Annotated in this window: 27 protein-coding genes and 2 tRNA genes; 20 read left to right on the forward strand and 9 right to left on the reverse strand. The window is 40.2% G+C overall.

The annotated features are described in order from the left end of the window. Window position 1: 1 nt before the first annotated feature. The gene (locus SAR02S_RS10930) at window positions 2-1,369 is read right to left on the reverse strand and encodes a CmpA/NrtA family ABC transporter substrate-binding protein (RefSeq protein WP_052433616.1); all 1,368 of its coding nucleotides are present in this window, start codon (window positions 1,367-1,369) and stop codon (window positions 2-4) included. A gap of 152 nt (window positions 1,370-1,521) precedes the next feature. On the opposite strand from SAR02S_RS10930, the gene SAR02S_RS10935 reads away from it, so the two are divergent. The 6 genes from SAR02S_RS10935 to SAR02S_RS13450 all read left to right on the forward strand — a co-directional run bounded on the left by SAR02S_RS10935 (window position 1,522) and on the right by SAR02S_RS13450 (window position 6,685). Next, window positions 1,522-3,546, forward strand: a complete 2,025-nt coding sequence (locus SAR02S_RS10935) for a molybdopterin oxidoreductase family protein (protein WP_052433617.1) — start codon at window positions 1,522-1,524, stop codon at window positions 3,544-3,546. Between the two features lie 14 nt (window positions 3,547-3,560). Further along, the gene (locus tag SAR02S_RS10940; RefSeq protein ID WP_052433618.1) at window positions 3,561-5,015 is read left to right on the forward strand and encodes a ferredoxin-like domain-containing protein; all 1,455 of its coding nucleotides are present in this window, start codon (window positions 3,561-3,563) and stop codon (window positions 5,013-5,015) included. Between the two features lie 182 nt (window positions 5,016-5,197). Next, the gene (locus tag SAR02S_RS10945) at window positions 5,198-5,590 is read left to right on the forward strand and encodes a thioredoxin family protein (protein WP_041959692.1); all 393 of its coding nucleotides are present in this window, start codon (window positions 5,198-5,200) and stop codon (window positions 5,588-5,590) included. A gap of 67 nt (window positions 5,591-5,657) precedes the next feature. After that, the gene (locus SAR02S_RS10950) at window positions 5,658-5,966 is read left to right on the forward strand and encodes a DUF6172 family protein (protein ID WP_041959693.1); all 309 of its coding nucleotides are present in this window, start codon (window positions 5,658-5,660) and stop codon (window positions 5,964-5,966) included. Between the two features lie 65 nt (window positions 5,967-6,031). Next, a complete protein-coding gene (locus SAR02S_RS10955; RefSeq protein ID WP_041959694.1) occupies window positions 6,032-6,475 on the forward strand; it encodes a methyltransferase family protein in 444 nt (147 codons plus the stop codon). Between the two features lie 42 nt (window positions 6,476-6,517). Further along, window positions 6,518-6,685 carry a hypothetical protein gene (locus SAR02S_RS13450; protein ID WP_156961472.1) on the forward strand — a complete coding sequence of 56 codons (168 nt, stop codon included), beginning with the start codon at window positions 6,518-6,520 and terminating at the stop codon, window positions 6,683-6,685. 72 nt (window positions 6,686-6,757) lie between these two features. On the opposite strand, the gene SAR02S_RS13275 is transcribed toward SAR02S_RS13450, so the two are convergent. The 3 genes from SAR02S_RS13275 to SAR02S_RS10970 all read right to left on the reverse strand — a co-directional run bounded on the left by SAR02S_RS13275 (window position 6,758) and on the right by SAR02S_RS10970 (window position 8,957). Next, window positions 6,758-7,555 carry a RipA family octameric membrane protein gene (locus SAR02S_RS13275; RefSeq protein ID WP_052433619.1) on the reverse strand — a complete coding sequence of 266 codons (798 nt, stop codon included), beginning with the start codon at window positions 7,553-7,555 and terminating at the stop codon, window positions 6,758-6,760. A gap of 11 nt (window positions 7,556-7,566) precedes the next feature. After that, window positions 7,567-7,959: a TIR domain-containing protein gene (locus tag SAR02S_RS10965; protein WP_041959695.1), complete on the reverse strand. Its 393-nt coding sequence runs from the start codon at window positions 7,957-7,959 to the stop codon at window positions 7,567-7,569. A gap of 110 nt (window positions 7,960-8,069) precedes the next feature. Then, window positions 8,070-8,957, reverse strand: coding sequence for a 3'-5' exonuclease (locus tag SAR02S_RS10970; RefSeq protein ID WP_041959696.1), 888 nt, complete (start codon window positions 8,955-8,957; stop codon window positions 8,070-8,072). Between the two features lie 139 nt (window positions 8,958-9,096). Here SAR02S_RS10970 and SAR02S_RS10975 point away from each other — a divergent pair, with 139 nt between their 5' ends. Genes SAR02S_RS10975 through SAR02S_RS13280 form a run of 7 tightly spaced genes read left to right on the forward strand, consistent with a single transcriptional unit; the run spans window position 9,097 to window position 15,326 of the window. After that, the gene (locus SAR02S_RS10975; RefSeq protein WP_041959697.1) at window positions 9,097-10,179 is read left to right on the forward strand and encodes an ABC transporter permease; all 1,083 of its coding nucleotides are present in this window, start codon (window positions 9,097-9,099) and stop codon (window positions 10,177-10,179) included. Continuing rightward, on the forward strand, window positions 10,176-10,802 hold the full coding sequence (locus SAR02S_RS10980; RefSeq protein WP_232294046.1) for an ABC transporter ATP-binding protein: 627 nt from the start codon (window positions 10,176-10,178) through the stop codon (window positions 10,800-10,802). Before SAR02S_RS10975 ends, SAR02S_RS10980 begins: the two co-directional genes overlap by 4 nt. After that, window positions 10,786-12,363, forward strand: a complete 1,578-nt coding sequence (locus SAR02S_RS10985; RefSeq protein WP_041959698.1) for a heme-copper oxidase family protein — start codon at window positions 10,786-10,788, stop codon at window positions 12,361-12,363. The genes SAR02S_RS10980 and SAR02S_RS10985 overlap by 17 nt, the downstream gene beginning before the upstream one ends. Continuing rightward, window positions 12,356-13,357 (forward strand): hypothetical protein, encoded by a 1,002-nt coding sequence (locus tag SAR02S_RS10990; RefSeq protein ID WP_052433620.1) that lies wholly within the window; start codon window positions 12,356-12,358, stop codon window positions 13,355-13,357. The genes SAR02S_RS10985 and SAR02S_RS10990 overlap by 8 nt, the downstream gene beginning before the upstream one ends. Then, the gene (locus SAR02S_RS10995) at window positions 13,347-13,886 is read left to right on the forward strand and encodes a YceI family protein (protein ID WP_041959699.1); all 540 of its coding nucleotides are present in this window, start codon (window positions 13,347-13,349) and stop codon (window positions 13,884-13,886) included. The genes SAR02S_RS10990 and SAR02S_RS10995 overlap by 11 nt, the downstream gene beginning before the upstream one ends. Window positions 13,887-13,897: 11 nt before the next feature. Beyond that, window positions 13,898-14,665 (forward strand): metallophosphoesterase, encoded by a 768-nt coding sequence (locus SAR02S_RS11000; RefSeq protein ID WP_052433621.1) that lies wholly within the window; start codon window positions 13,898-13,900, stop codon window positions 14,663-14,665. Continuing rightward, the gene (locus tag SAR02S_RS13280) at window positions 14,649-15,326 is read left to right on the forward strand and encodes a histidine kinase dimerization/phospho-acceptor domain-containing protein (protein WP_052433622.1); all 678 of its coding nucleotides are present in this window, start codon (window positions 14,649-14,651) and stop codon (window positions 15,324-15,326) included. Before SAR02S_RS11000 ends, SAR02S_RS13280 begins: the two co-directional genes overlap by 17 nt. A 16-nt stretch (window positions 15,327-15,342) precedes the next feature. Here SAR02S_RS13280 and SAR02S_RS11010 read toward each other — a convergent pair whose 3' ends face one another. Together SAR02S_RS11010 and SAR02S_RS11015 are read right to left on the reverse strand one after the other, a co-directional pair. Continuing rightward, window positions 15,343-17,040, reverse strand: coding sequence for a monovalent cation:proton antiporter-2 (CPA2) family protein (locus tag SAR02S_RS11010; protein ID WP_041959700.1), 1,698 nt, complete (start codon window positions 17,038-17,040; stop codon window positions 15,343-15,345). A 23-nt stretch (window positions 17,041-17,063) separates the two neighbouring features. Beyond that, window positions 17,064-18,086: a bifunctional 3,4-dihydroxy-2-butanone 4-phosphate synthase/GTP cyclohydrolase II gene (locus SAR02S_RS11015; RefSeq protein WP_041959701.1), complete on the reverse strand. Its 1,023-nt coding sequence runs from the start codon at window positions 18,084-18,086 to the stop codon at window positions 17,064-17,066. A 173-nt stretch (window positions 18,087-18,259) separates the two neighbouring features. Here SAR02S_RS11015 and SAR02S_RS11020 point away from each other — a divergent pair. The 3 genes from SAR02S_RS11020 (at window position 18,260) to SAR02S_RS11030 (ending at window position 18,955) form a co-directional block, all read left to right on the forward strand. After that, window positions 18,260-18,335 (forward strand) — tRNA-Met (locus SAR02S_RS11020). Between the two features lie 22 nt (window positions 18,336-18,357). Continuing rightward, window positions 18,358-18,432 (forward strand) — tRNA-Gln (locus tag SAR02S_RS11025). Window positions 18,433-18,634: 202 nt separating this feature from the next. Further along, complete coding sequence (locus SAR02S_RS11030; RefSeq protein ID WP_156961473.1) at window positions 18,635-18,955, forward strand: hypothetical protein; 321 nt, start codon at window positions 18,635-18,637, stop codon at window positions 18,953-18,955. A 74-nt stretch (window positions 18,956-19,029) separates the two neighbouring features. Here SAR02S_RS11030 and SAR02S_RS11035 read toward each other — a convergent pair whose 3' ends face one another. The 3 genes from SAR02S_RS11035 to SAR02S_RS11045 form a co-directional block, all read right to left on the reverse strand. Then, the gene (locus SAR02S_RS11035) at window positions 19,030-19,539 is read right to left on the reverse strand and encodes a thermonuclease family protein (RefSeq protein WP_041959703.1); all 510 of its coding nucleotides are present in this window, start codon (window positions 19,537-19,539) and stop codon (window positions 19,030-19,032) included. Window positions 19,540-19,548: 9 nt separating this feature from the next. Beyond that, the gene (locus tag SAR02S_RS11040) at window positions 19,549-19,929 is read right to left on the reverse strand and encodes a hypothetical protein (protein WP_041959704.1); all 381 of its coding nucleotides are present in this window, start codon (window positions 19,927-19,929) and stop codon (window positions 19,549-19,551) included. Window positions 19,930-20,024: 95 nt separating this feature from the next. Further along, on the reverse strand, window positions 20,025-20,486 hold the full coding sequence (locus SAR02S_RS11045; RefSeq protein WP_041959705.1) for a hypothetical protein: 462 nt from the start codon (window positions 20,484-20,486) through the stop codon (window positions 20,025-20,027). A gap of 170 nt (window positions 20,487-20,656) precedes the next feature. Between SAR02S_RS11045 and SAR02S_RS11050 the strand changes: the two genes are divergently transcribed. From SAR02S_RS11050 to SAR02S_RS11065, 4 genes are all read left to right on the forward strand, one after another. Beyond that, window positions 20,657-21,271, forward strand: coding sequence for a hypothetical protein (locus SAR02S_RS11050; RefSeq protein ID WP_041959706.1), 615 nt, complete (start codon window positions 20,657-20,659; stop codon window positions 21,269-21,271). Beyond that, window positions 21,268-21,747: a Cys-tRNA(Pro) deacylase gene (gene ybaK / locus SAR02S_RS11055; RefSeq protein ID WP_041959707.1), complete on the forward strand. Its 480-nt coding sequence runs from the start codon at window positions 21,268-21,270 to the stop codon at window positions 21,745-21,747. Before SAR02S_RS11050 ends, ybaK begins: the two co-directional genes overlap by 4 nt. A gap of 98 nt (window positions 21,748-21,845) precedes the next feature. Next, window positions 21,846-22,898, forward strand: coding sequence for an FIST signal transduction protein (locus SAR02S_RS11060; protein WP_041959708.1), 1,053 nt, complete (start codon window positions 21,846-21,848; stop codon window positions 22,896-22,898). Between the two features lie 71 nt (window positions 22,899-22,969). Then, window positions 22,970-24,187, forward strand: coding sequence for a sensor histidine kinase (locus SAR02S_RS11065; protein WP_041959709.1), 1,218 nt, complete (start codon window positions 22,970-22,972; stop codon window positions 24,185-24,187). Window position 24,188 lies beyond the last annotated feature (1 nt).

The raw sequence follows: 24,188 nt of genomic DNA on the forward strand, positions 1-24,188 counted from the left end.
CTTATTTGGCACAGCCTGGCTTGCCAGAGGTACATAAGTAACCCGGTTGCGCAGTCGTCACACTCCATGCATTGACTTTGGCTAACTCTTCTTTGCTGACCTTAGTATGTTTGACATCAAATCCATAGATATACTCTATGACTTTATTGGGGTCAAATACTTTGCCATCAATAAATTTATTGTATTGATCAATACCCTCAATTTTATAAGCACTTGGTGGCAGTTTATAGTTAAGTTCTTTGGCTGCTTTTTCAAAAAGATCGCTTCGGTAAACTCTCTCAGAAACCTCTTTGATATTGATAGGTTTATCGATCTGTCCCCAACGGTACATCTGCGTTATAAACCACATACCATGACTTCTAAAAGGGTAGCTAGCATAGTTGTTGGAGAAAACATTAAACATCGGGTTCTCTTCAGACTTATAGTCTTTTAGGTACTGAAACGTTCCTGTCATAGACTTTTCAAGAACATCATAGGGAGCATTGACATACTCTTTTTTAGAGAGAATTTTTGCCGCCTCTTGTCTGTTTTCCCATGACTCATCCAACCAACGGGATGCTTCAATCACCGCTTTAATCATCGCTTGGGTTGTCTCAGGGTACTTTGCAGTGAATGCTTCGGTGGTTTGGAGTACTTTTTCAGGCTTATTGTTCCAAATGTCATAGTTGGTAATCAACGCACTGCCCATCTTCTCCATAACCGCACGCTCATTCCAAGGCTCACCTACAACATAACCATCGATGTTTCCTGCTTGCATATTGGCAACCATTTGTGGTGGTGGGAAGACTTTGAGTGTCACATCGGTATCGGGATCAATGCCACTGGATGCCATCCAGTAGCGAATCTCATAGTTGTGGGTGGAAACGGGATAGACGATGCCAAATTCAAAAGGTTTAAACCCTGCACCCTCTTTTGCTTTTTTCTTCTCAATCACTTTTTTAAGCGAACTGGCATCAACGGGGCGTTTTTTAGGGTCTAACCCCTCTTGCTCCATCAACGCAACCATTTTATTGCTGATGGTAATCGCATTGCCGTTAAAGTCCAAAGACATTAAGGCAACCATCGGTGTTTCGCCATTGATCCCTATGGTTGAAGCCAAAGGCATGCCCGCAAGTGCATGAACAGCATCATACTCTCCACTGATGCTCTTTTGCTGAATGCCAGCCCAACCACCACCCTCTTTGAGGACTTGGACTTTTAAGCCATGCTTTTCAAAAAAGCCCTTCTCTTTTGCAATGACGATGGGAGCACAGTCCGTTAAGGCAATAAAGCCTATTTTGAGATCGGTCTTTTCTGGTGCAGCGAGTGCCAAACTGTAACCTAAACACGTCATGAGTGTTATTTTTGTGACATTAAACCCCTGTTTCATCTGCTATCTCCTTTTTTAATCAACGCTTGCCAGCAGTATAGTATAAAAAATATTTTGAAAATTAAGTTTTATTGATTAATTTTTAATCATATAAGCTGAATTATTATTGAATTCGTGATTGTATAATTTCACAGCACAAGTAAGGAATGGCTATGAAAATTAAATCAGTATGTGGGTATTGTGGGGTTGGTTGCGGAATAGAATTTGACGAAACACGGCTCATTGGCGATGTGGGGTATCCTATTAATGAGGGAGCTTTGTGCGCTAAAGGCGTTTCTGAATTGCAATCCATCCAAACCTCATCTAGGCTTTTAAGACCTTACGTGCGCACGACCATAAATGATGATTTCAAAGAGATTGATTGGGAGATAGCTTTAGGAATTCTTGCCAATAAAATTAAAAACACTGCCCCCAATAAATTGGCGTTTTATCTCTCAGGTCAACTAATGAGCGAAGACTACTATGTTGCCAATAAACTGGCAAAAGGATTTTTAGGCTGCTCTAACGTCGATACCAACTCACGAACCTGTATGGCAAGTGCGGTGGTTGGGCATAAAAAGGCGTATGGGGTTGATTATGTACCGGTCACCAGTGATGATGTGGAAGATGCCAATCTGCTGATGCTTATCGGTGCAAATCCAGCCGAAGCGCATGTCGTTTTTTTCAATAAAGTCAAAAAACTTCTAAAAAATGGACTCAAACTTGTTGTGATTGATCCAAGAAAAACGATGACAGCAGAACATGCGACCTTGTTTCTTCAGATCAAGCCAGGCACAGACATCGATCTTCTTAATGCCATTGCAAAACGCCTTATCAGCGATGATATGATGATTGACCATCTCTTTTTACAAGCCCATGTGGAGGGTTTTAAAACGCTCAAAGCGCACCTTGCCAAGATGGCGAGTACAAAACTGCTTAAGCGATGTGGCGTGAGTAAAGAAGAGTTTGAGACACTCATGGCACTCATCTATGAAAATCCCAACTTCATCACCGCATGGACAATGGGCATCAACCAAAGCATCCAAGGGGTTGATAAAAACCTTGCCATTCACAACCTGCACCTCATTACGGGAAAAATCAATAAAAAAGGGTGTGGTCCATTCTCCTTAACAGGACAACCCAATGCCATGGGTGGGCGAGAAGTGGGAGGTCTTTCAACGATGCTTGCCGTACATCTGGGGTTTGATGAAGCATCCATCGCCAGCGTGCAAGACTTTTGGGGTGCACCTTTGATGGCAACAACCGAGGGGTTAACCGCTATGGAGATCTTTGAACAAGCAGAACGTGGTGAAATTGAAACCCTCATTATTTGCCATACCGATCCTATCTATCATCTTCCAAATCGTCACCGTATTGAAAAAGCCATTCAAAAAATCCCTTTTGTTGTGGAGATCAATGCGTACCGCGATAGTGAAACCAGTAGCTATGCCCACTTACGCCTTCCTGCCTCACCGTGGGGAGAGAAAGAGGGAACCCAAACCAATATGGAACGCCTCATCACCAAACAAGAGGTGCTAACCAGACGCTCTATTGATGCATTGCCTGATTGGCAAATCTTTACAAAATTAGCGCAACGCTTAGGCTTTAAAGAGGCTTTTGCGTATGAAAGTGCCAAAGATGTTTTTAATGAGTACAAAGCAATGACAAAACTCTCCTATAAAAAACACTTGAATATCTACGAATGTGACTACGATAGCCTTCGTGAAAAGCCGTTTCGTTGGGGAGAAAAACTGTTTGAAACCAATACGTTTTTAACACCCAATCAAAAAGCACATCTGTTTTGTGTTGAAAATCAAAAACTCAGTGAAGCGCCAACCAAAGCGTTTCCATTTGTCTTACTCACCGGTCGCACCAGAGATCAATGGCACAGTGGAACCAAAACTGGCTTTGTGCCCTCGTTACTCAAACATAAACCGTTGGAATTTGTTGAAATCAGCGAAGAAGACGCAAAGGCGTATCGCATAAAGAGCGATGATCTCATCGAAATTGCATCCTTACGGGGAAAAATTGTCGCAAAAGCCATTGTCACTTCACATATAGCGCAAGGCTGCGTGTTTCTGCCCGTCACACACCGTGGCATCAACTACCTCACCAACGATCTTTATGACCCGCTCTCCAAAGAGCCTGATTACAACCATGCATGCGTCAAAATCACACGCATAGCCCTTCGATCTTAACCAAAGGAAATCTCATGTCAAAATTAGAAGAAATCTCCGCAAAAGTCAACCAAGTTGCCAATAAAATTGAAGAGCTAAAACAGACCAAAACACCGCTTGAAGTCTTTGCCTGCATCAAACAGTATGCTAAAGAGGGGTATGAAGCGATACCAGCAGATGAAAAAAGCTATTTTCTTAAATGCTTTGGTATTTTTGATCGAGAAAGCACCCCGGGTCAATTTATGATGCGGATTCGCACCAGTGGCGGTTGTTTGAGTTTAGAGCAAGCGCAAACCCTAGGAGAACTTGCCAAATCGTATGGCAATGACTATATGGATCTCACAACACGCGCTGCTATAGAGCTTCGTTACCTTGAGATTGAAAACATTCCCGATCTTCTTGCCCGATTAGAGCATGTTGGTCTGACCTCATTTCAAACGGGCGTCGATAATATCCGCAGTATCATTATGGATCCATTGGATGGAATCAGTGAAGATTCTCTGCTTACATGTAAACCGATTGTCAAAGAGATGGAAGCTGTTTTTCTTAAAAATGAAGAATGGATTGCCTCCTTGCCACGAAAGTTCAATACCGCCATCACAGGAGCACTTCAAAATCGTTGCAATGTGTACGGACAAGACTGCGGATTTGTCTTAGCTAAAAAAGAGGGAATGCTTGGCTTTTCTCCTTTCTTGGGCGGTCGCGTGGGGCATCATTCTTTGCCCAGTAACCTCTTTTTAACACCCAACCAAGTAGCACCTTTTTACGAAGCGCTCTTAAAGCTCTTTCAAACCTACGGCTTTAGACACAACCGCAACAAAAACCGCTTTCGTTTTTTACTCGATGAAGTAGGAATGGATGAGATCATCCGAGAAGTCCAAGACCAACAAGGATTAACCTACCCTACCGATCCAGAAATTTTAACCAAAGAAGAAGGAAAAATTGAGTTTATCACAACATACAAAGATCAAAAACATCTGCATTGCCCTGTTCCTTGCGGTGTTTTTAGTGGAAGTGCTCTGCTCAAAGCCGTCCAATTTGCACAGATGCAAGAGGCACGTGAAATTCGTTTAAGTGTAGAGCAAAATTTTATTGTTGTGGGGGCTCAAAATCTTCTCTTGGATGACGCCTTTGTAAAAGAGTATGCCACCTTTGATAACAGTTACTTCCGTAACATTGTTGCATGTGCTGGGAAGAAACATTGTCCTTTTGGCATTATCGAAGCAAAAGAAGAAGGATTGAAAGTAGCACAAGCATTGCTTGAAAAATTTCCTAACCATAAAGAGCAACTCAAATTTTACTGGTCATGCTGTCCAAAAGGGTGTGGAATCCATGAAAACGGCGATTTTGGTTTTGTGGGTTCAAAAGCTAAAATTGATGATGAAGTGGTCGAAGTTGTTTCCATTTACAGAAAAGGGGAACTTGTTAAGACCAAAGTTCCGCTGCATCAGATTGCCCAAGAGATCATCGCTATGCTAGAAGCAGAATAAAACGCCATGCTCTTTCATAAGCCCTATGAGCTCTTCATAGGGCTTCTCATGTTATGTAGTTAATACGTTGCACCAATAGCTAAAGAGAGTGCCGAATACTCATGATTGGAGGTGTCGTTGCTTTTATCCTGCTTGTGTTAGAGTTTTGACAAAACTTTATTTATACGAACAAAGGATAAACCATGTACACGCTTCTGCGACTTCTTTTTGTAGCATTTATGAGCATGACGATGCTTCACGCCAGCTTTTTAGAAGAAGAGAGTGCGAGAGCCATTAAAGAGAAAAAGCTCATTCTTGTCAACGTTGTAACGGAAAATTGCCCTTACTGTAAGCAAATGCAAAAAGAGATATTTAACAACGCAACGTATCGAAAGCAAATAGACCAAAAATTTGTTTTCGTCTCAATCGATCTTTATGATCCTGCCTTGCCAGCAGATTTGCGTACCAAATATACCCCAGCGAACGCCATTCTCTCACCAACGCGCCATAGCATCATCGAAGGGTACACAGGCTACATGGACCCTGCCTCTTTTATGAGTGTTTTGGAAAATGCATACAAAGCAGAGTTTAAATAAAGAGGCATTCAAAGGTGAAATTAAGTATAATAGACAACTCAAAAATTAACACCCTAAAAGGCAATCCTTGAAAAAAATATTTCTCATTCAAGAAGAAAACAAAAACAGTGACCGACTTGTAGAGTCCATCAAACATGAAATCCGAAAATACCTCAAACGTGAACGTGCTAAAAAAACACCTGAAGGCTTTCACTACTGGGACTTTGACTGCAAATTCGGACAAACCAGCGAAACAGCACACGTCATCCACCACGCTGACTTCACAGCAGAAATCGACAAAGCGCACGCTGAAAAATGGAGCGAGTGTTATGTTGAGATCATCGCAAAGCCCGCTAAAAAACCTGTTGCTTCTGCTAAAGTAGAAGAGACAAAATAAGCTTTACATGTAAAGCTTCAACCACTTAAAATTGGGGCTTTGCAATGTTCATACAAAGAGTTAAAATGAAGAGCAAAAACTACTCCTACATCTTAGTATCGTTACAATTCATCTTCATCGCAATCTTACTTGTAGAACATGGCTTGCACATACCAACAACCATCTTTGCTTTACTCATCTTCATTCTAGGCTGTGGCTTTGGACTCTATACGGTGAAACACAATCCACTTGGCAACTTTAACATCACGCCCGAAATCAAAGAAAATGCCTCACTCATCACCACTGGAGCGTACCGATACATCAGGCATCCTATGTATTTTTCAGTGCTTGTGATGATGCTTGGGATTGTGTTGTCTAAGCCTACAATTCTCAGTCTTTTTATCTACGTGCTTTTAGTTGTAACACTGTTTTTGAAAGCTCAAAAAGAAGAGATGCTGTGGATGGTGCAGTCTAACGAGTACAAAAGCTATATGCAACAAACGAAAAGAATTATTCCGTTTGTTTTGTAAAGTAGCCTGTCCCCTTACTTTTCATAAAGGAACATTGCATTCATGCTAACACAACCAAACTTAAAAGAAAAGCTTTACGTAGCTTCAGGACAAATATGCCACAAAACCTTTTCTATCGTGGTTATTTATGACACTATTTTAGTGTTGTATGTGAGGGAGAATGACTTTACATGTAAAGCCATTTTTGAGCAGTTTGGCAAATGTGTTTGAAAGGGATTTTAAGAGATAAAAGGTTAATCCTAACCCTTTATCTCTTAGTAAAAGCCTCGTCCACTTTTTTCATTACATATGTTTCATAAAAAGTGTAATTAATGTTAATATTCCTATTAATATTGCAAACAACAATGGTACATGTTTTTCTGTTGCAGTAAATGATTTATATTTTTTAGGACGCAATCCTTTTCCTAAAGACACCCATTCAGCTAAATATATTTGTGATGAAAGCTCTTTTTCTAACCGAAGAATTACATCAAATTTTGCTTTGTTTAGTTTTCCATAATTATCAATAAGATTTCCCCATGAATTACATAAAAGCAACCCAACTAGTGAGAAACCATATAATAACCAACTTGCATTAGAGAGAGTATCTGTTTTTACCAAGAGTCCAGCAATCGCAAGTAAACTACCAATTACAGTAATAAAAAACGCACTTGTTTTTTGTCTTCTTTCAATTAATTTGTCTGATGAATCTATCATTAACTTGTATAAATCAAAATTTTGGTCACTGTTATTAACAAAACACTTTTCAAATTCTTCTTTTAAATCATATAATGACTTTAATTTTAAAATTGAAGCTGGGTCAGTTTGATTATTATCAAAATTAATTATTTCTTTATTTGACTCACGTGCTTTTTCAATTTCCCATTTAGCATTCTTTGATTCATTGCATGCTTGAGGATTGAAAACAAGCACAGCTTCTGCTTCAGCAATTGCATTAATAGCTTTTTCTTTCCATTCTTCATTATACGAACTATCTAAAAAAATTAACGATAACTCTATAGATAGTTCTTTTGCAAGATTTTTTAGTTTTCTTTTTGCAAGGTCTCTCTCTTGAAACCTATGAATTACAAATAATTTCATTTAAACCTTTCTTATCGTGCACCATTTATAAGTTTTTTCAAGTTTTCCCAAGTCCAAGTATAAATACTATCCGTTGAACTTGCTGATGTAGGTTTTGTACATGTCCTATCAGAATATGCAGCTAATAAAAAGTAAGGTTTTCCTTTCTCTTTTGCAATTAATAATTCTGCTGCAACGCCTGATGCTGTATGTGTTGTTGTACCACAAAGAATTATAACAACATCAATATTGTTCATACGAAGTTTTACTTTTTCTTTCCAATCACCAGTTAAATGTTCTTTTACTGAATTATCTTTAAAATCAAATGGACTATCAGGTAATTTTGCTTGACCAGCAAGCATGTGTTTTGTTCCTTCGTCATGATCAACATCAAAACTAATAAATACTCTTTTTTTGATTACCATGCTAATACCCCTTTTATGATTTAATATTATATAAAATATAAACTTCAAATTGAACGCAATATATCAATACTAATTGTGAACTACCCATAAAAAAAAATTATATATAACTCTTATGGATACGAAACCAAAACCTTCTCTATCGCCTCTTTAAGCTCTGCATTGAGGTTATCCATCTTATTGACCATCCATAAAAGATAGTTTCTATCTATCTCTAAAACTTCCTCGGGTGTTTTGCCAGCATATTTGCCAAAGCCGATGGTTAGAGTGACGTTCTCTTTGGTGGCTTCGAGGGCGTGGAGTATGGAAGCTTTGACATCAGCGTCTAGTCCGTTGGCATTTTGCATGTAGTGAAGGTCTTGGCGATCCGTGCGTGCGACATCGGCGAATTTTTTACCTTTGTTTTTACCGTAAGGAATGTGGCTTAGCACTATAGGCTCGGAACAGAGGAGTATCATCTTTGGCATAGAGTGTTCTTCGCAAAGTCGTTCAAAGAGGTGTTTTAGAACGATAACATCGCCAAGTGCGTCATGCGCGTTGATGGTGATGCCAAGCTTTTTGGCAAGAGCCTCTTCTTCACGGTAGAGTCCCCATTGATAGCGTTTGTACTGCAAGCTAAAGGATGAGCCATCGAGCGGATAGTAAGCACGTAAAATGCGAAAGGTGTCGATGAGATTCATCTGAGAGGTAAAGCCCTCTTTTGAGAGCATTCCAAGATCAAACGCGGCATTTTGAATGACAATGATGTTGCTCGGTATGTTGAGTTCACACAGTCTTTTATAGGCTTTTGTCTGCACACATGAGGGCTCACCCTCAAGCATTTCAGGGGTAATGTGGTGAATCGCCATTGCCTCGAATGCGATAGGAAGTGGTGGCATACAAAGGTCGTTATGAATCTCCTCAATCTCAAACTCTTCGTTTAAAACTAAGTAACTCAGCTGACAGATGCGGTCTTTTTCCATCATACCTGTGGTTTCGGTATCTAAAACAATAATTTTCATGGCGCGCCTTCATGCGTGATTATCGTCTCATTGTACGTCAATCTTGCTTTCAAATGTTTTACATGTAAAGATAATTCATACTCGGTTCATCTTTGTTTTCTAAAATTGTCATTAAATTATTACACGACAAGGAATTTTCTTGATTGGACTTTTTTTCAAAGCGCTGAATCGCAATCGCTTTAAAACATTTCTTATTTACACGAGCATCACCGTTGCAATCACGGCTATCTTTATGATAACGTCGATTTCACGGGGTATCATCGGGATGTACTCCACGATGCTCAAAACCGAAGGCGACATCATCGTCACGCAAGCCAAAATCGCCGATACCTTTTTCAGCGATGTGAACGTTTCACTTGCAGATAAAATTCAAAACATCGCTGGCGTTAAAGAGGTGTACGCACTCATTTTAGGGGCTAGTCCTATTAACGATCTACCCATCGCTGCGATTTATGGCGTGAGTGAAAATCGTTTTAAAACCTATGCGCTCACCGAAGGTGCTTACCCAAAAAAAGGCGAAGTCATCCTGGGTAAAAACATCAACGCAAGACTTCATGCACCTAAATTTGTCTCTATCTCGAACAAAACGTTCAGCGTTTCAGGCATCTTTGAAAATGGTGTCGGTTTTGAAGACGGTGGTGCTGTGCTTAACCGCGAGGATGCTAGTGCTATTTTCAATAAAGAAGCGTCCATTTTGCTTGTAAGCATGGAGCGGGGATATGAAGCAAATGCACTTATTGAAAACATCAATGCGCAAAGTTCAGACATCGAGGCTAAAACCACGCATGAGTTTGTAGACAATTACAATCAATTCAAGATCATTGAAACCTCCTCCAACGTCATCAGCGCGGTGGCTTTTTTGATGGGATTGCTGGGAATTACGAGTCTTATAAGCATTACGATTAACGAGCGAAGAAGCGAGTTTGGCATACTTCGTGCCATTGGAAAGTCGTCTAATTTCATCATAACGATGGTCGTTGGTGAAACGTTTGTCATCACCTGTGTTGGCTTTATCTCAGCGCTTCTCTTCTCCAAAGCGTTACTTTTTATGATCGCGCACATCGAGAAATTTCAAGGCTATGTGAATGGTGAGCTCAGTTTAGAAACTATCATCGCTGTTTTTTGTTTCTCCCTTTTTATGGCACTTTTAGGCGCACTGTTACCAGCGTATAGCGCATCAAAGATTGACCCGATCATCCTCATTCAAAGGGGTGCGCTATGATACTTCAAGCAGGGGGAATTACCCATTTCTACAAAAATGATCTAGCACTCGATAACGTCAACTTTGAAGCCAAGCGTGGCGATTTTATCGCTATCGTTGGAGAAAGTGGCAGTGGTAAGTCCACCCTACTCTCCATTCTCTCCTCCTTGCTACGCCCTACTAAAGGCGAGTTGTTCTTTGAGGGAAAAGCCTACACACTCATCAAAGACATCGATGCGTTTCGTCAAAAAGAGATTGGGTTTATCTTCCAGTTTCACTACCTCATCGGGTATTTAACGATTTTAGAGAACATTAAACTCGCAGCGATCAATAAAAATAGTACCTACATCGATACGCTCTTTAAGCAATGTGGCATCGAAGCGATTAAAGACAAATACCCAGATGAAATTTCAGGCGGGCAACGCCAACGTGCCGCCATTGTCAGGGCATTGGTGAACTCACCTAAAATCATCTTCGCGGATGAACCAACGGGAAACCTAGACTCACACAATTCGCAAAATATCTATGAGCTTTTCAAAATGCTCTCCAAAAGTGGCACGACGATCATCATCGCGACACACGACCGCAAGGTATCGGATTATGCAGACAAAATTATCGAGGTAAAAGATGGAAAAATTCTCTAGTTTTATACAAAAAGCCTTTGCCATAAGCTCACTCTTTTTAGTGCTTGGCTTGGCATTTGGCTTTGAATACTCACTCAATCTTTTGGGACACTTCCTGCCCTCATCCACACTCTCAGCGGTCAATGCAAGAAGTGTGCATGTCTCGTTGATGCTCTATGGTTTTGTGCCATTGATGCTCTCCTTTTTACCATTTGTTTTGATGGAAAAAGAGAACATCCACAGTGAAAAAGGGCTTGAAAAACTAAAAACCTACTTTACTCTCTGGTGCATTTTTTTGGTCTTTATGACCATTAGCCTCTTGATGGGCGTTCACCGTGGGCTGGTTTTTTATGACTTTGCGTATGAGCTCAATTTTATCCTTGCATTTTCGGGTGTTTTTTACATCTTAGCGCTGTATGACTACATCAAAGAGTACAAGGTTATTCCATTGTGGATCAAAGTCTCTTTGTACCTTGTCATCGCCTCTCCTATCGCACTTTTAGTGCTGATGAATCCTGTCATTGGGCAAGTGGAGAAAACCATTGTAGGACCGCATGGAGACAATACGCTCGGCATGAGTTACACACTGATTCCACTTTTTTACCTCCTCATCAAACTGCATGCCAAAGAGGCGTTTGTGGCGAAGTACCATGCGATGTGGATCATTCCTCTTGTGGGTTACATCGCTTCGGTTGCACACCGCATTTTTATAGGTGATCTTAGCTACAACCAAGAGTGGTTTTTCCAATACCTTACCCTTTGTTTTGTGCCGCTTTTGATTAAATGGTTCAGTGATGCAAAGATCACCTTTAAAAATAACCCTTTCCTCATCATCGCTGTGTACTCCTTTTTGTTTGTGGACATTGAGGGCAACATCTTGTTTATCCCTTCCATTCGCTGGTTGTTTCACCGCAATGACCTCGTTGTAGCCCATGCGCACATCGCTATGGGTGTTAACATCTTTTTTATGGCAATGGCAGTTGTGTCACCGTATCTTAAAAACCTCAACCAAAAAGCCTTTAGCTTCTTTTACACACTAGGCTTTACACTTATGCTCATTGCTCTCTCCTTAGCAGGAATGATGGAAGCGGGCTTTATGCAAGCGGACATCAACCTTTTGTGGACGATTCGAATGTTGTGTGGTCTGTTCATTATTCTTGTAACCATCGGGTTTTTTTACCCACAGTTGGGACTCGGTGTGGAAAAACTTGATACGCTAAGGCTCTACCACCTCACAGGCTTTCTCTCTGACGCACTGGGTGGTATCTTTTTGTTTATCTTTGCCGCGACCTTGTACCCATTGTTGGGATTTGGTTTCGAAGGAAAGTACGAGTACATTGTCTTTGCATTTATGACAACCACTGGCATCATTCACCTTTTTGGTTTGCTACAGCCTTCCTATGCGCTCATACTTGCTAAAATAAGTGCGTTTAACCGCATCGCAGTTTCTGCTATGTTTTTATCGCTTTATCTTTCCCATCAACTGGGGATTGAAGCGATGCTCATTGCGTTGTATGACCTTGTTTTTGCATCTGTTTATGTTATGTTTGCATCAAAATTTGAAAGGAGGCTCTATGTTTAATGCCCTTTTTACACTCTTTGTCGCGAGTGAGTTTTGTTACTATTTGCTCATCGCACAAACGGGAATTATTGAAGTATTTCACTCAGACATCCAAGCTTTCTTTACCCTTCCACTCGGTGGTATTCTGGGAAGTTTACTGGTGTATCGCTCATTTGGCTGGTTAAACACCGACCAAAAAAAGATCATCTTTTTTGTAGGGCTTCAAGCACTCTGTTCGCTCTTTTACCCCTCTTTAAATCTTGTGGTTTTAGGCGCACTTGGCATCAGTCTTGGTATGAGCGCTCCACTGCTCATTAAATTTACCAAAGGTCACTACACAGAAATCGCCATAGCCCTTGGCGTTACCTATGCTCTCTCTACGGCACTCTTTACGTATGAGCCTATTTTGAGGGGTAACCTAGCCATTGGACTCTCCCTCATTGCGTTTGCATGTAGCTTTTTTATCCACCGTTTGCCAGAACATCCTGAAGAAATAGAGTCTGAGAGCTTGAGTATCTACGCGGTTTTAGCGATGGCGGTTTGGGCATTTTTAGATGCCAACCTTTTTGAAACACTTTCACGTAGTTCTGACATCTCTATCTGGAGAGCGGAGACATGGCACATTATCTTGGTGTTTCACCTCGTGGGAATGGGTGTAGCGTATCTGCTTCGTGACACACTTAGAGAACATCACTCGTTTATCATCGCTCTTTTGTTTGCACTCAGTTACATGCTCTACGCTGCGCGCGAAGCTGTGCTTTTAAGTATGATTTATCCGTTTGTCATTTCATACTACAACTTTGTCATTATGAAACGACTCTCAAGACTTGGCAATCTTAGATTGCTTGGCATGATTATGGTCTTTACAGGCTGGATCGCAGGTGGTGGTGGACTTATGAGTGCGCTAGGAGGTTACACCTATGTGGGTGTTATGATGATTTGTGTACTTTTATGTACCGAAATTTATAGTTTTATTTATCAAACTTCTCAAAAAAGGATCAACCATGTTCAGTAAAATTGCGTTAGCCGTTCTTACAACTTCTCTTCTTACCAGTGCCTCTTTCGCCCGCGAGGTCAATTATAAAGAGGGATTCATCCAAGCTCAAACAGAGATTTTAGGCGATAGCAACATTGCGCCAAAATGTAGCCATATTACAACCAAACTCAGTATGGACGAAACGTTAGAATCCCTTAAGGGTGAAATCTCAATGGAACTTTTAAGCCTCAAAAGCGAAAATGAAAAGCGCGATGAACACATGCATGAAACTTTACATGTAAAAGAACACCCCATCACTACCTTTACACTTAAAGAGCTCAAAAAAGAGGCGGATGGCTACCATCTTGTAGGCGTACTCTCTCTCAACAAACAGATCAAAGAGATCGACACAAAAGCGGACATTACAGATCAAAACGATCTTCTTAAACTCAAAGGTGGCTTTAGCATCAAAATGAGCGACTTTGGTATCGAGCCTCCTACGTTGCTTTTTTTAAGTGTACGTGATGAAGTTACCATCTCTTACGACCTAGCTTTAGCAAAAAAATAAAAGAGTCAATGATGTTTGAAAAAGCGTACGCGAGGCTGAATTTCAAAAGTATGAGGGTTGGTATCAAAAACCTGCCAACCTCTTTTGAAAACTTTACCATTGTACATCTCAGTGATTTACATGTAAACGCTCAAACGCCCTTGCATGCGCTTGAAAGCTTGGTCACAAAGATCAATGAACTTGACATCGACATGGTTGCTCTCACAGGTGATCTTTTTGATGCAAGAACGAAGTACATCAAAATACACCTTGAAATTCTAAGCCACATAAAACATCCTGTTTATTTTGTGAGCGGTAATCATGACCTTGCTTATACACGAAAACAGCTCGCATGTGAGGTTTCAAAACTTGGTTTTATCCTGTTAGATAACCGTATCGTGACGCTCAACCTAGGCGGCGAAGCGCTTCAACTCATCGGTATTAGCGACGCGTTTAGCAGGTATTTTGGCATCAAACGCCATGAAAAAGAGCTTTTCGCACAACTGGACACAAAATGTCCTTCCATCTTGCTCGCACACCAACCCAAAGACATTCGTTTTGCAAAACAGTTTTCGGTTGATTTACAACTCAGCGGGCACACCCATGGTGGGCAGATTTACCCTTTTGGCTACCTCGTACGGCTGTTTCAGCCCTATGTAAAAGGCTTGCACCGACAAGGGAAAACGCAAATCTTCGTCACCACAGGGTATGGTAGTTGGGGATTTGACTTTCGTTTTAATGCTCCCAGTGAAGTAGTTATTTTGACATTAACAAAGGACGATCATGCAGATCAAGGTTAAATTGTTGTTGTGGTATCTGGCCATTCAAACATTTATTTTGGCAAGTTTTAATTATGCACTTTTTCTCAATGTAGAACATAATTTACATGAAAAAACCTACACAACACTGCAAACGCATGAAATGGTCGAACATTTTTTAACGAGAATGTGGATCTTAGACCCTTTTATCTTGCTGTTATCCAGTATTGGCGGTTACGTCTTGGTCTCAAAATACTTTCAACCCATTCAAAATATGCTCCAAGAGATCAAAGCCATTACACCGAACAACCTCTCTCTTCGCATACAACAACGTCCTTACAATGATGAGATAAATCACCTCGCCATTGCCTTCAATGAGATGCTTGACCGCCTTGAAAAAGCATTTCATGGCGTCAAAGAGTTTAACACCCATGCGTCGCATGAACTACGTACGCCTCTTACCATTATGCGTGGAGAAATCGAGATAGCCCTACGAAAAGAGCGCACGGTGGAAGAGTATAAAACGATTTTGGAAACACAATTAGAAGAGATTAAAACGCTTCAAAAACTAATGGAAGACCTACTCTTTCTAGCAGAATACAATGCCATGGAAACGCAAAATGAGCTTGAAGGGTTAGGCTCTCACGCTAAGAGCCTTCTTGAGATGCGAAAAGCGTGTTGCACCCCAAAAGTCTCTGCTTAAAACTTTACATGTAAAGCTATTTTTCTTTCGTGATCTCGCGGATAAGCTCATACTCATTTTTACGCAATGCTTCGAGTATGACAAAGATCTCATCTGAGGGTACACCCATTTGGCTGAGGGCTTCTTCACCGGTACGAATACTACTCTCCAATGTTTCCGCAATCACCCAACTAGCTCCAGATAAAAGCATTTTATCCATGGCTTTGATGTCTAAGGCGCGTGCTAAAATCTTAATATGCGGATAATTTTCTTTGATATGTTTGACCACTTTGAGCGCATTTAAACTATGGTCAATCGAGACAATGATCATCGAAGCTTGGTCAAGTTTAATGGTGTTCAACAGTTTTAAGTCCGTAATGTCTCCAAAGAAAACAGGAAAGCCCTCTTTGCGACCAAATGCCACTTCATTCGTGTTAATGTCAAAAACCATAAAAGGAATACCACTGCTTTTAAGCATTTTTGCAATCACTTTTCCCGTACTACCGTAGCCCGCAACCACGACTTTTTGCTCCATACTTGCATTATCAGTATTGAAGTAAGAAAATTGCGAAACATTGGCAAGCCTATTCGCAAGGGAACATCCAAAATTATACAAAACGGGGGTAAGAAGCATACTGATAGAAATAACACCGATGCCCACAACAAAGAGCTGATCGTCGATGATACCCAGTGCCTTTGCCGCACCAAAGAGAACAAAACCAAACTCACCACTTTGATTGAGCAAAAATGCCAGCTTGATAGCACCGCTTTTACTCGCTCCAAAAGCAAGCATCAAGGCAAAGATGACCAAAGATTTCAGTACTAAAATGACCACCACATGCTCGCTAAAAACCCACGGATCGTTCATAATCGCTTGAAAATCAATCGACATACCCACAGCAATGAAGAAAAGGCTCATCAAGATACCTTTAAAAGGCTCAAGGCTGGATTCGATTTGGAAGCTATAGCGTGATGTTGAGAGGAACATACCCATCAAAAAAGCACCAAGTGCCATCGAAAGCCCTGCATGCTTCATAAGATACGCTGAGAGGACAACACTCAGCAGTGTCAACAGTAAAAAAGCATCTTTATTACGCTGTTTTGCTACTTTATCAAGAGCTTTGGGAATGATGTAACGCCCAAAAGCGATCAGCAATGCAAACATCGCTAAAACATCAATGAGTGTTTTCCACCACGAAGAATCTACGGTTTGTTGTTGCGTTGAGAGAAGAGGAAGCACTGCCAAAAGTGGCACAACCGCTAAATCTTGAAGCAGTAAAATTGCAAAAGCATTTTTACCATGCTCCGTGTTGAGTTTTCCTTTGTCTTGCAAAATCTGCATGACAAAAGCAGTTGAAGATAGAGCAAGCGTAAAGCCCAAAAGCATTGCAACACCTATGCTTTCGACAAAAAAATTCATGTAAAGACCAAGCACAACACCAGAAGCGATGACTTGCAGTGAACCTAAACCAAAAACCTCTTTACGCATTGACCAGAGTTTTGCAGGTTGCATCTCAAGACCAATGACAAAAAGCAGTAAAACAACACCAAATTCCGTAAAATGGCGTAACGTTTCAACTTCGCTTGTGACAATAGGTCCAGGGGTGTGAGGACCTACAATAATTCCAGCAATCAATAATCCCAAAATAGAGCCAAGCCCCATATGTTTTGAGATGGTTACCATAATAGCAGTCACTGCTAAAAGTACCAACGCTGAAAGAAGGAAAAAATCCATGCACACCCTTTACATGTAAAGATTTATAGAACGATCTCTTGGTGAATATTAAGCCCAAAACCTGACAACCCAACATAATCTTTACGCTTCGTGGTTGAGAGCAAATTGATATTGACTACACCGAGTTTTTTAAGAATTTGCGCACCAATGCCAAACTCTCGAAGCTCTGGGTTTGTAGTGTATTCGTTGTCGATAAAGACAAAAAGTCCATTGTTTGCTTTAAGATACTCAATCGCTTTTAGCACACCTTGAAATTTTTTGTCGTTCGCTAAAAGTTCATTGTCTGGCAAAATGTGGTGAAACTTCACAGCACTGGTTGTACCGATCTCGCCAAAAGCGTAAACGATGTGGTGATTGCCTTCGTGATCGACCATGTCTATTTTGCGAGCATGTGATCCAAAAAACTCAACGATTCCCGAAGCCACTTCACGAACCAATGACTCAGACTGCATACGGTAAGCTACGATATCAGAGATATAAACAATGTTGATGTCATGTTTTTTACAAAAAAGGTCAAGATCATCACGGCGTGCCATGTGTCCATCTTCTTTCATTACTTCACAGATGACTGAGACCTCACGAAGGCCTGCTAAACGACAAAGATCGACCGAACCCTCTGTATGCCCTGTGCGAACCAATGTTCCGCCTTTACGTGCTATCAGTGGGAAGATATGACCTGGTTTGACAAGCTCGGAGGGTTGGCTGAGTGAATCTGCAAGTATTTTAATCGTAATATCACGCTCATACGCTGAAATACCTGTCGTACAGACACGTGCATCAACGGAAATGGTAAACGCTGTTTCATGTTGAGAGTCGTTGTTTTTTACCATAGGGTTAAGACCCAAACGATTAGCGATCTCTTCGGTGACAGGCGTACAAATCAAACCTTTCGCCTCTGAAGCCATAAAATTGACCTTCTCAGGAGTAGAGAACGTTGCTGCATAAACAAGGTCGCCCTCGTTTTCACGGTCCTCATCATCGACCATCATTACCATCTTGCCATGCTTGATATCTTCTATCGCTTGTTTGACTCTTTGTATCGGCATTTTCGCTCCAAATAAATAATTTAATTGATTATAGTAAATAACCCTTGACAAACAAATTAAAAATCACTATAATTTCACCTCAATTAACGACTTGGTTGAATATCGCCAAGCGCTAAGATAAGCTGGTTAGCTCCAGTTATCAGGGTTCATTTCCCTTTGTATATTTATAATATCGCGGGATAGAGCAGTTGGTAGCTCGTCGGGCTCATAACCCGAAGGTCGCTGGTTCAAGTCCGGCTCCCGCAACCAGTTTTTCAAATGATGTTCTTCTTGGGGATTCGCCAAGCGGTAAGGCACCACGTTTTGGTCGTGGTATTCATAGGTTCGAATCCTATATCCCCATCCACCCTTTTTTCTCACACACAATCATTCAACTTTTTATCTCCCACTCAACACAAAAATTCTATTTTCTGCTGGCGAGTTTAACACTTTGATTGACAATATTTTCTTAACTAGAATATTTAAGATAAAATACAAACGATGAAATATAAAATTCAAAAGTAAAATTGTAAATGAAGAGGGATTGAATGGGTGAAAAAGGCAATGTGATGATGAAGGCTTTCTTAGATAAAAATGAAATCACTTACAGTCTAGGAACAGGGAAAGAGAAATTTTTAGTCAATTATTACATCAATCATGATCTTGTAGAGTCAACAATAGCAACTGTTACGTTTTATATGAACAATCCAGAATATGTTGATACGATAACAATTAGTGATTTAGATTCGCATAAATACCATACGGGCTTTTCACAACACTATCAAGACTACCAGTTTGATGAAACTCAAAATACCTTTACAATACACGGGGCAATAAGCCAAAAACACAATAATATGCCATTTAGCGTCGTTCTGAGGCCTATTGTCTAAAGCCTCAGGTCACACTACGACACAGTAAAAGGTTGTCAAAAGATGTGAAGCAAGAGATTTGCGTAAAAAATATTCTATTTACACACCTTATTCATAACATCATAATTGATTGACCAAAGACCTTTCTTCTCTTCTTTTGCCCGTTTCAAAGCTTTTTCAAGCTCGCCGGGATAGGCTGCTTTTTTATAGATACACGCATAGCCATCTTCAATCATTTGACTGGAATAATCCACGCCATTTTTAGTGACCGTTGCCAGTATACGTCCAGATTGATCTTTCTTTTCGGAATCAACGAGAACACTATCCCCTTTTTTAAAAAACCTAGAAGCATAATCGCTTGCTAGTTTCCCCAACGCTAATTCATCTGAAACAGCTATCCCCATTTTCTTTGCATCTTTTTCAAGTTTTGCACTACTATATTTTGCGGGCGTATCAATATAGAGTATTCTAACCTTCTCTTCTTTTTTATCGATCATGACAGTTAATGTATCACCATCGATGACTTTGGTTACGACACCGGTACTTTCTCCTGCAAAAAGTGGTAATGAGGAGAGGACAGAAGCCATTATCAATTTTTTAAGCATTGAGTTCCTTTATTTTTGTTCTTCTTTTGTGTTTGCATTTTGAAAAGCTTTATTGGTCATTTGCTGCATTTCCAATACTTCTTGTTTCATTTTGTTTGTTTCTTTGGATATCGCTTTATTGATCGTGGAAATTGACTCCGGAGACGTGTCTATTTGGTTTAAAAAGTATAGTTCTCTTAGTAAATAACCAAACATTGCAATCATAACAAGGTACCAAAGGAAATTTGGAATTCCAAAGGTGCGATTGTCGTCTTTTTTATCGGCACGCGTCATAAATTGCCCTAATTCTCTTAAAGGATTTTCTTCATCATTTTGCTTGTTGAAAGCGGGTGTGTTGTTTTGGGAGAATTGACCTAAAAGGTCAAGTGTATTATTTTCTTTATGAAACATTTGAAGCACTTTCGTTTTTTAATTTTCTATTTCAGTGAGTATCTAAATTAGAGTAGAATTATAGCACTTTGGGACAAAGCTTGTGATTATCCGTTTTACTTCACCCGTTTGTAAACCGTTTTAAAACCACCTGCTTCAGTGGAAATGGTATTTTCATCGACAATTTTATAGGTATTTCCTATTTTAATGGTATCGTCAATTACAATGACTTTACTTTCAGAAACATCATACGTTACGGGATTTTTAGTGCCAAAAGAGGACATACTACTTCGATCAAACTCTATTTCCATAATGCCTAAAACCGTTTGTGCTCTCCATTTTCCAAGCAAAGGATTGTAGTTGATCGTGTGGTCGATGGCATATTTGATGCCAAAGGCAACAAAGAAAAGAACCACACCGCTTGCCAAGAGGTTTAAAAGTAAGGAAGGGCGTTTGGAATTCTTAGTGGAGCTAGGTCTTCTGGTTTTGGGTACTGCTTTTTTAGCCATTGTTTTTGATTTTGAAGACGTTGGGCTCTTAGCTCTCGCTTTTTTAGGGGTTTTCTCATCATAAAGCATCAGGAGCCTTGTTAATTTTATATGTAAGTATTACGCTTTTGTCATTATAGCATTTTAAAAAATCTTGCGATTTCCTTTTACATGTAAAGTTTAAAATACGCCCTCATCGTCATTAAAAGAATCAAATGTTATAATCATCTCCATGAGAGAATTAATAAACAAGGTATGCAATGTTTTCTAAATTTATGAAATTTTTTGAAGTTAAAGAAGATGAAACACTTGATTATATGGATCCAGACAAACTGCTTAAAAACAAACCAAAAGCACTCAAAGACCCTTTAAACCAAGAAGACGAAGATGAGTTTTTTCGTCAACTCGAAGAGGAAGATCGTCAGTTTGAGCATCAAAACATACGCCAAGAACCTCGGATGACCCCTAAGAACAGCGCTTCAAGAGAATCTGTTTTAGAAAAAATGCGCCAATGCATGCAAGAGCGTGACTGGAATCCAAAACATCACCCAAAAATCCTCATGGGTGTTGCTGCTGTCATCATTGGCTCTGTTATTGTAGCGATTGCCCTACATGAAACGCCCAATCCTCTCATCGGGAAATGGCGACCTCAGGGTAAAAACATCTTCTTACCTGTTGGCGATATTGAGTTTGCCAAAGAAAAAATCCAAATGCTCAATGTCACAACCATGGTTAAATACACCATCGATGACACCAAAATCACTGTCATAGACTCTACAACCAACACAGGTATTACGTTTTACATCACAAACGATAAAACCATCGAGACCAACCTTTTAGGTGTCAAAACTACGTATAAGAAGATTGAGAAATGAGCCTTAAGAAAACTAATGCAGCACGATTTTTAGACACTCTGAAACTGCCTTATGAGATGACTTCGTATGAAGTGGATGAAGAAGACCTTAGTGCGACACATGCAGCAAGCGCACTGGGTGTAGATGCGGCATGTGTGTTTAAAACACTGGTGGCTCGGGATGAAGCCAAACACATCTTAGTCGCGTGTATTCCCGCAGCAGCAGAAATCGACCTAAAAGCTTTGGCAAAAGTGGCACATGCTAAACGGTGCGAATTGGTTGCAGTAAAAGAGCTTTTGGGACTTACCGGGTATATTCGCGGAGGTTGCTCACCACTTGCTATGAAAAAACATTACGCGACATTCATCGATGCGTCCATTAAAGAGCATGCAAAAGTGTACGTCAGTGCAGGACTTAGAGGTGTTCAACTCTGCCTTTCTCCTGATGTACTCATACATGCATCTAACGCCACATGTGAGCCACTGACAAAAATCTAAATCCCTTTTTTCTTATTTAACAGTACATTCAACGTATTTTGCAACGCATTTGCAACACTTGTGGTATAAAATGGTTTCAGAAAAATTTGGAGTGAACCATGTTTGAACGCATCTTTTTTGTTGAACGCATTGAAGATTTACATGTAAAGCTTAAAAAGGGTTCTTACTTACTGCTTATTGCAGAAGAAACCCCTTTTTTAGAAATACCAAAATATAAAAATGTGAACATACATGGAGCTATTTTCCCAAGAATCATTTTTAAAGGGAAGACCTATGCCAGTGGCATCATCGTTGCACAGCTCAACGCTACATCTTCAATACAAATTATTGACATGGACACCCCATACCAATTTCAGCCCTCAACCGATACAAACTCTGTTTTAACAATTGTTGATGGATTTTCAACACAGATAAACGATTTTTTGGAAGAAACTTACTCGCGTCTACCTGAAAAAACAAAACTTATCGGTGGGGGAGCTGGAAAAACATCTCTTCTTCAAGAACCCATTCTTTTTGATACGTATCGCTTTTACATGAATGCTGCCATCATCATCACATCAAAAAGCACCATAGGGATTGGTGTCAAACATGGTTGGAAACCTCTTTTTGGACCTTTTATAGCCACATCGTGTAAAAATAATGTTTTAGAAAAGATCAATTTTCAAGATGCCTTTAGTGTTTATAAAACAGCGGTTGAGAAAGACAGCGAGATGCGTTTTGAAAGTACACCCTTTTTTAAAATTTCACAATGCTATCCATTGGGTATTGTGCGCTACAACAGAGACTTTCTGGTAAGAGAACCTGTAAAAACGAACGGAAAGAACATCGTCTTAGTTGGAAAACTTGATGAAAATTCTGTTTTATCCATTTTAAAAGGTGAAAAAAAAGAACTTCTTGAAGCGGCTAAGGCTGCTGCTGATATTTCACGTGCGGATAAAGAACCAGAAGCGATCCAATCCGTATTTTTGGTGGATTGTATTTCACGGTATTCACTCTTAGAAACATCCTTTAAAGAAGAGCTGCAAGCCGTTAGCAAAGCGTATGCTGCAAAGACTCTTATTTGGGGTGTTGTGAGCCTTGGAGAGATCGCCAATACGAACCAAGAAAGCATCGAATATTATAACAATACCTGCGTGGTGGGTACGCTTTAAAATGTTGTGTGTATCAGCATCTTTATGGTATCTTAATCTTATTCGTGAGACACGCATCCTAGGAGTCTTTTATGCAACACCTCAATGAACAGCTTTTAATCACATATGAGTGTGTCAGTGCCATAGGAACATCCCTTCAACTAAAAGAGATGATGGAACACTTTTTAAAAGTTTTTTCGAGAAAAACGGGCGCTCTTGCCTCTATCTACTGGGACTATAACCAACAGTCATGCGCCTATAAACAGCTCTGTTTTCAAGGGAAAAAAGCCTATCAAGAGCTCTTTATTACGCCACATTCGCTTATGAAACATGAAGACATCAGCTACGATAAAACCAGTGGCAAATCTCTTTTACATGTAAAAGTAGGAGAAAACTGGATCGTCTTTGTGTTTCAGTCCTCTCAAAATGAATTAGAGCTTATCAAAGCCATCATCGCCTCATTTCAGTCTAAACTTGAAAATGCCGTGTATGCCTGTAAAAACCATCTTGAACTTGTAGAGATCAACCAAACGTTGGAGCGACGTATTGAAGAAGAAGTGCGTAAAAACAGGGAAAAAGATCAACATATCTTGCAACAATCTCGCCTTGCACAAATGGGTGAAATGATCAGTATGATCGCCCACCAATGGCGTCAACCTTTAGGCTCTATCTCAGCAGTGGCTGCCACCATAAAACTCAAAACAACACTCAACCGCTTTGACTATTCAACCCCCGAGGGACAAGAGGCAAGCAAAGAATTTTTAAGCGAGGCGATGAGTAAAATTGAGTCCTACGTGCAGTTTCTTACCCACACCATCGATGATTTTCGCAACTTTTTCAAACCCAACAAACAAAAAGAGAGTGTCACCCTCTCCCAACTGGTCAATCGCACACTTGAGATCATTGGAAAAGCATTAGAGATTAACGGCATTACCATCAAAGTTGAAACACAAGCAACGTATGAGATTTTCACCTACGCCAATGAAGTAACCCAAGTCATCCTCAACATTCTCAAAAATGCAGAAGATGTCATCAAGGAGCGCGAAACGATTAACGCGAATATCCTAATTACCATAAGCAAAGAAGACAAATGGCAAACCATAAGTATTGAAGATAATGCGGGAGGTATTCCTGAACATGTTTTACCCCATATTTTTGAGCCCTATTTTTCAACTAAAAGTGAGAAAAATGGTTCAGGATTAGGGCTTTACATGTCAAAAACTATTATCGAAGAACATTGTGGTGGATACATTGTGGCATCTAACACCGCACAGGGTGCTAAATTTACCATTAAACTTAAAGAAGGATAGT

Origin of the sequence: Sulfurospirillum arsenophilum NBRC 109478 (assembly GCF_000813345.1) — a bacterium.
Lineage (GTDB): Bacteria > Campylobacterota > Campylobacteria > Campylobacterales > Sulfurospirillaceae > Sulfurospirillum > Sulfurospirillum arsenophilum.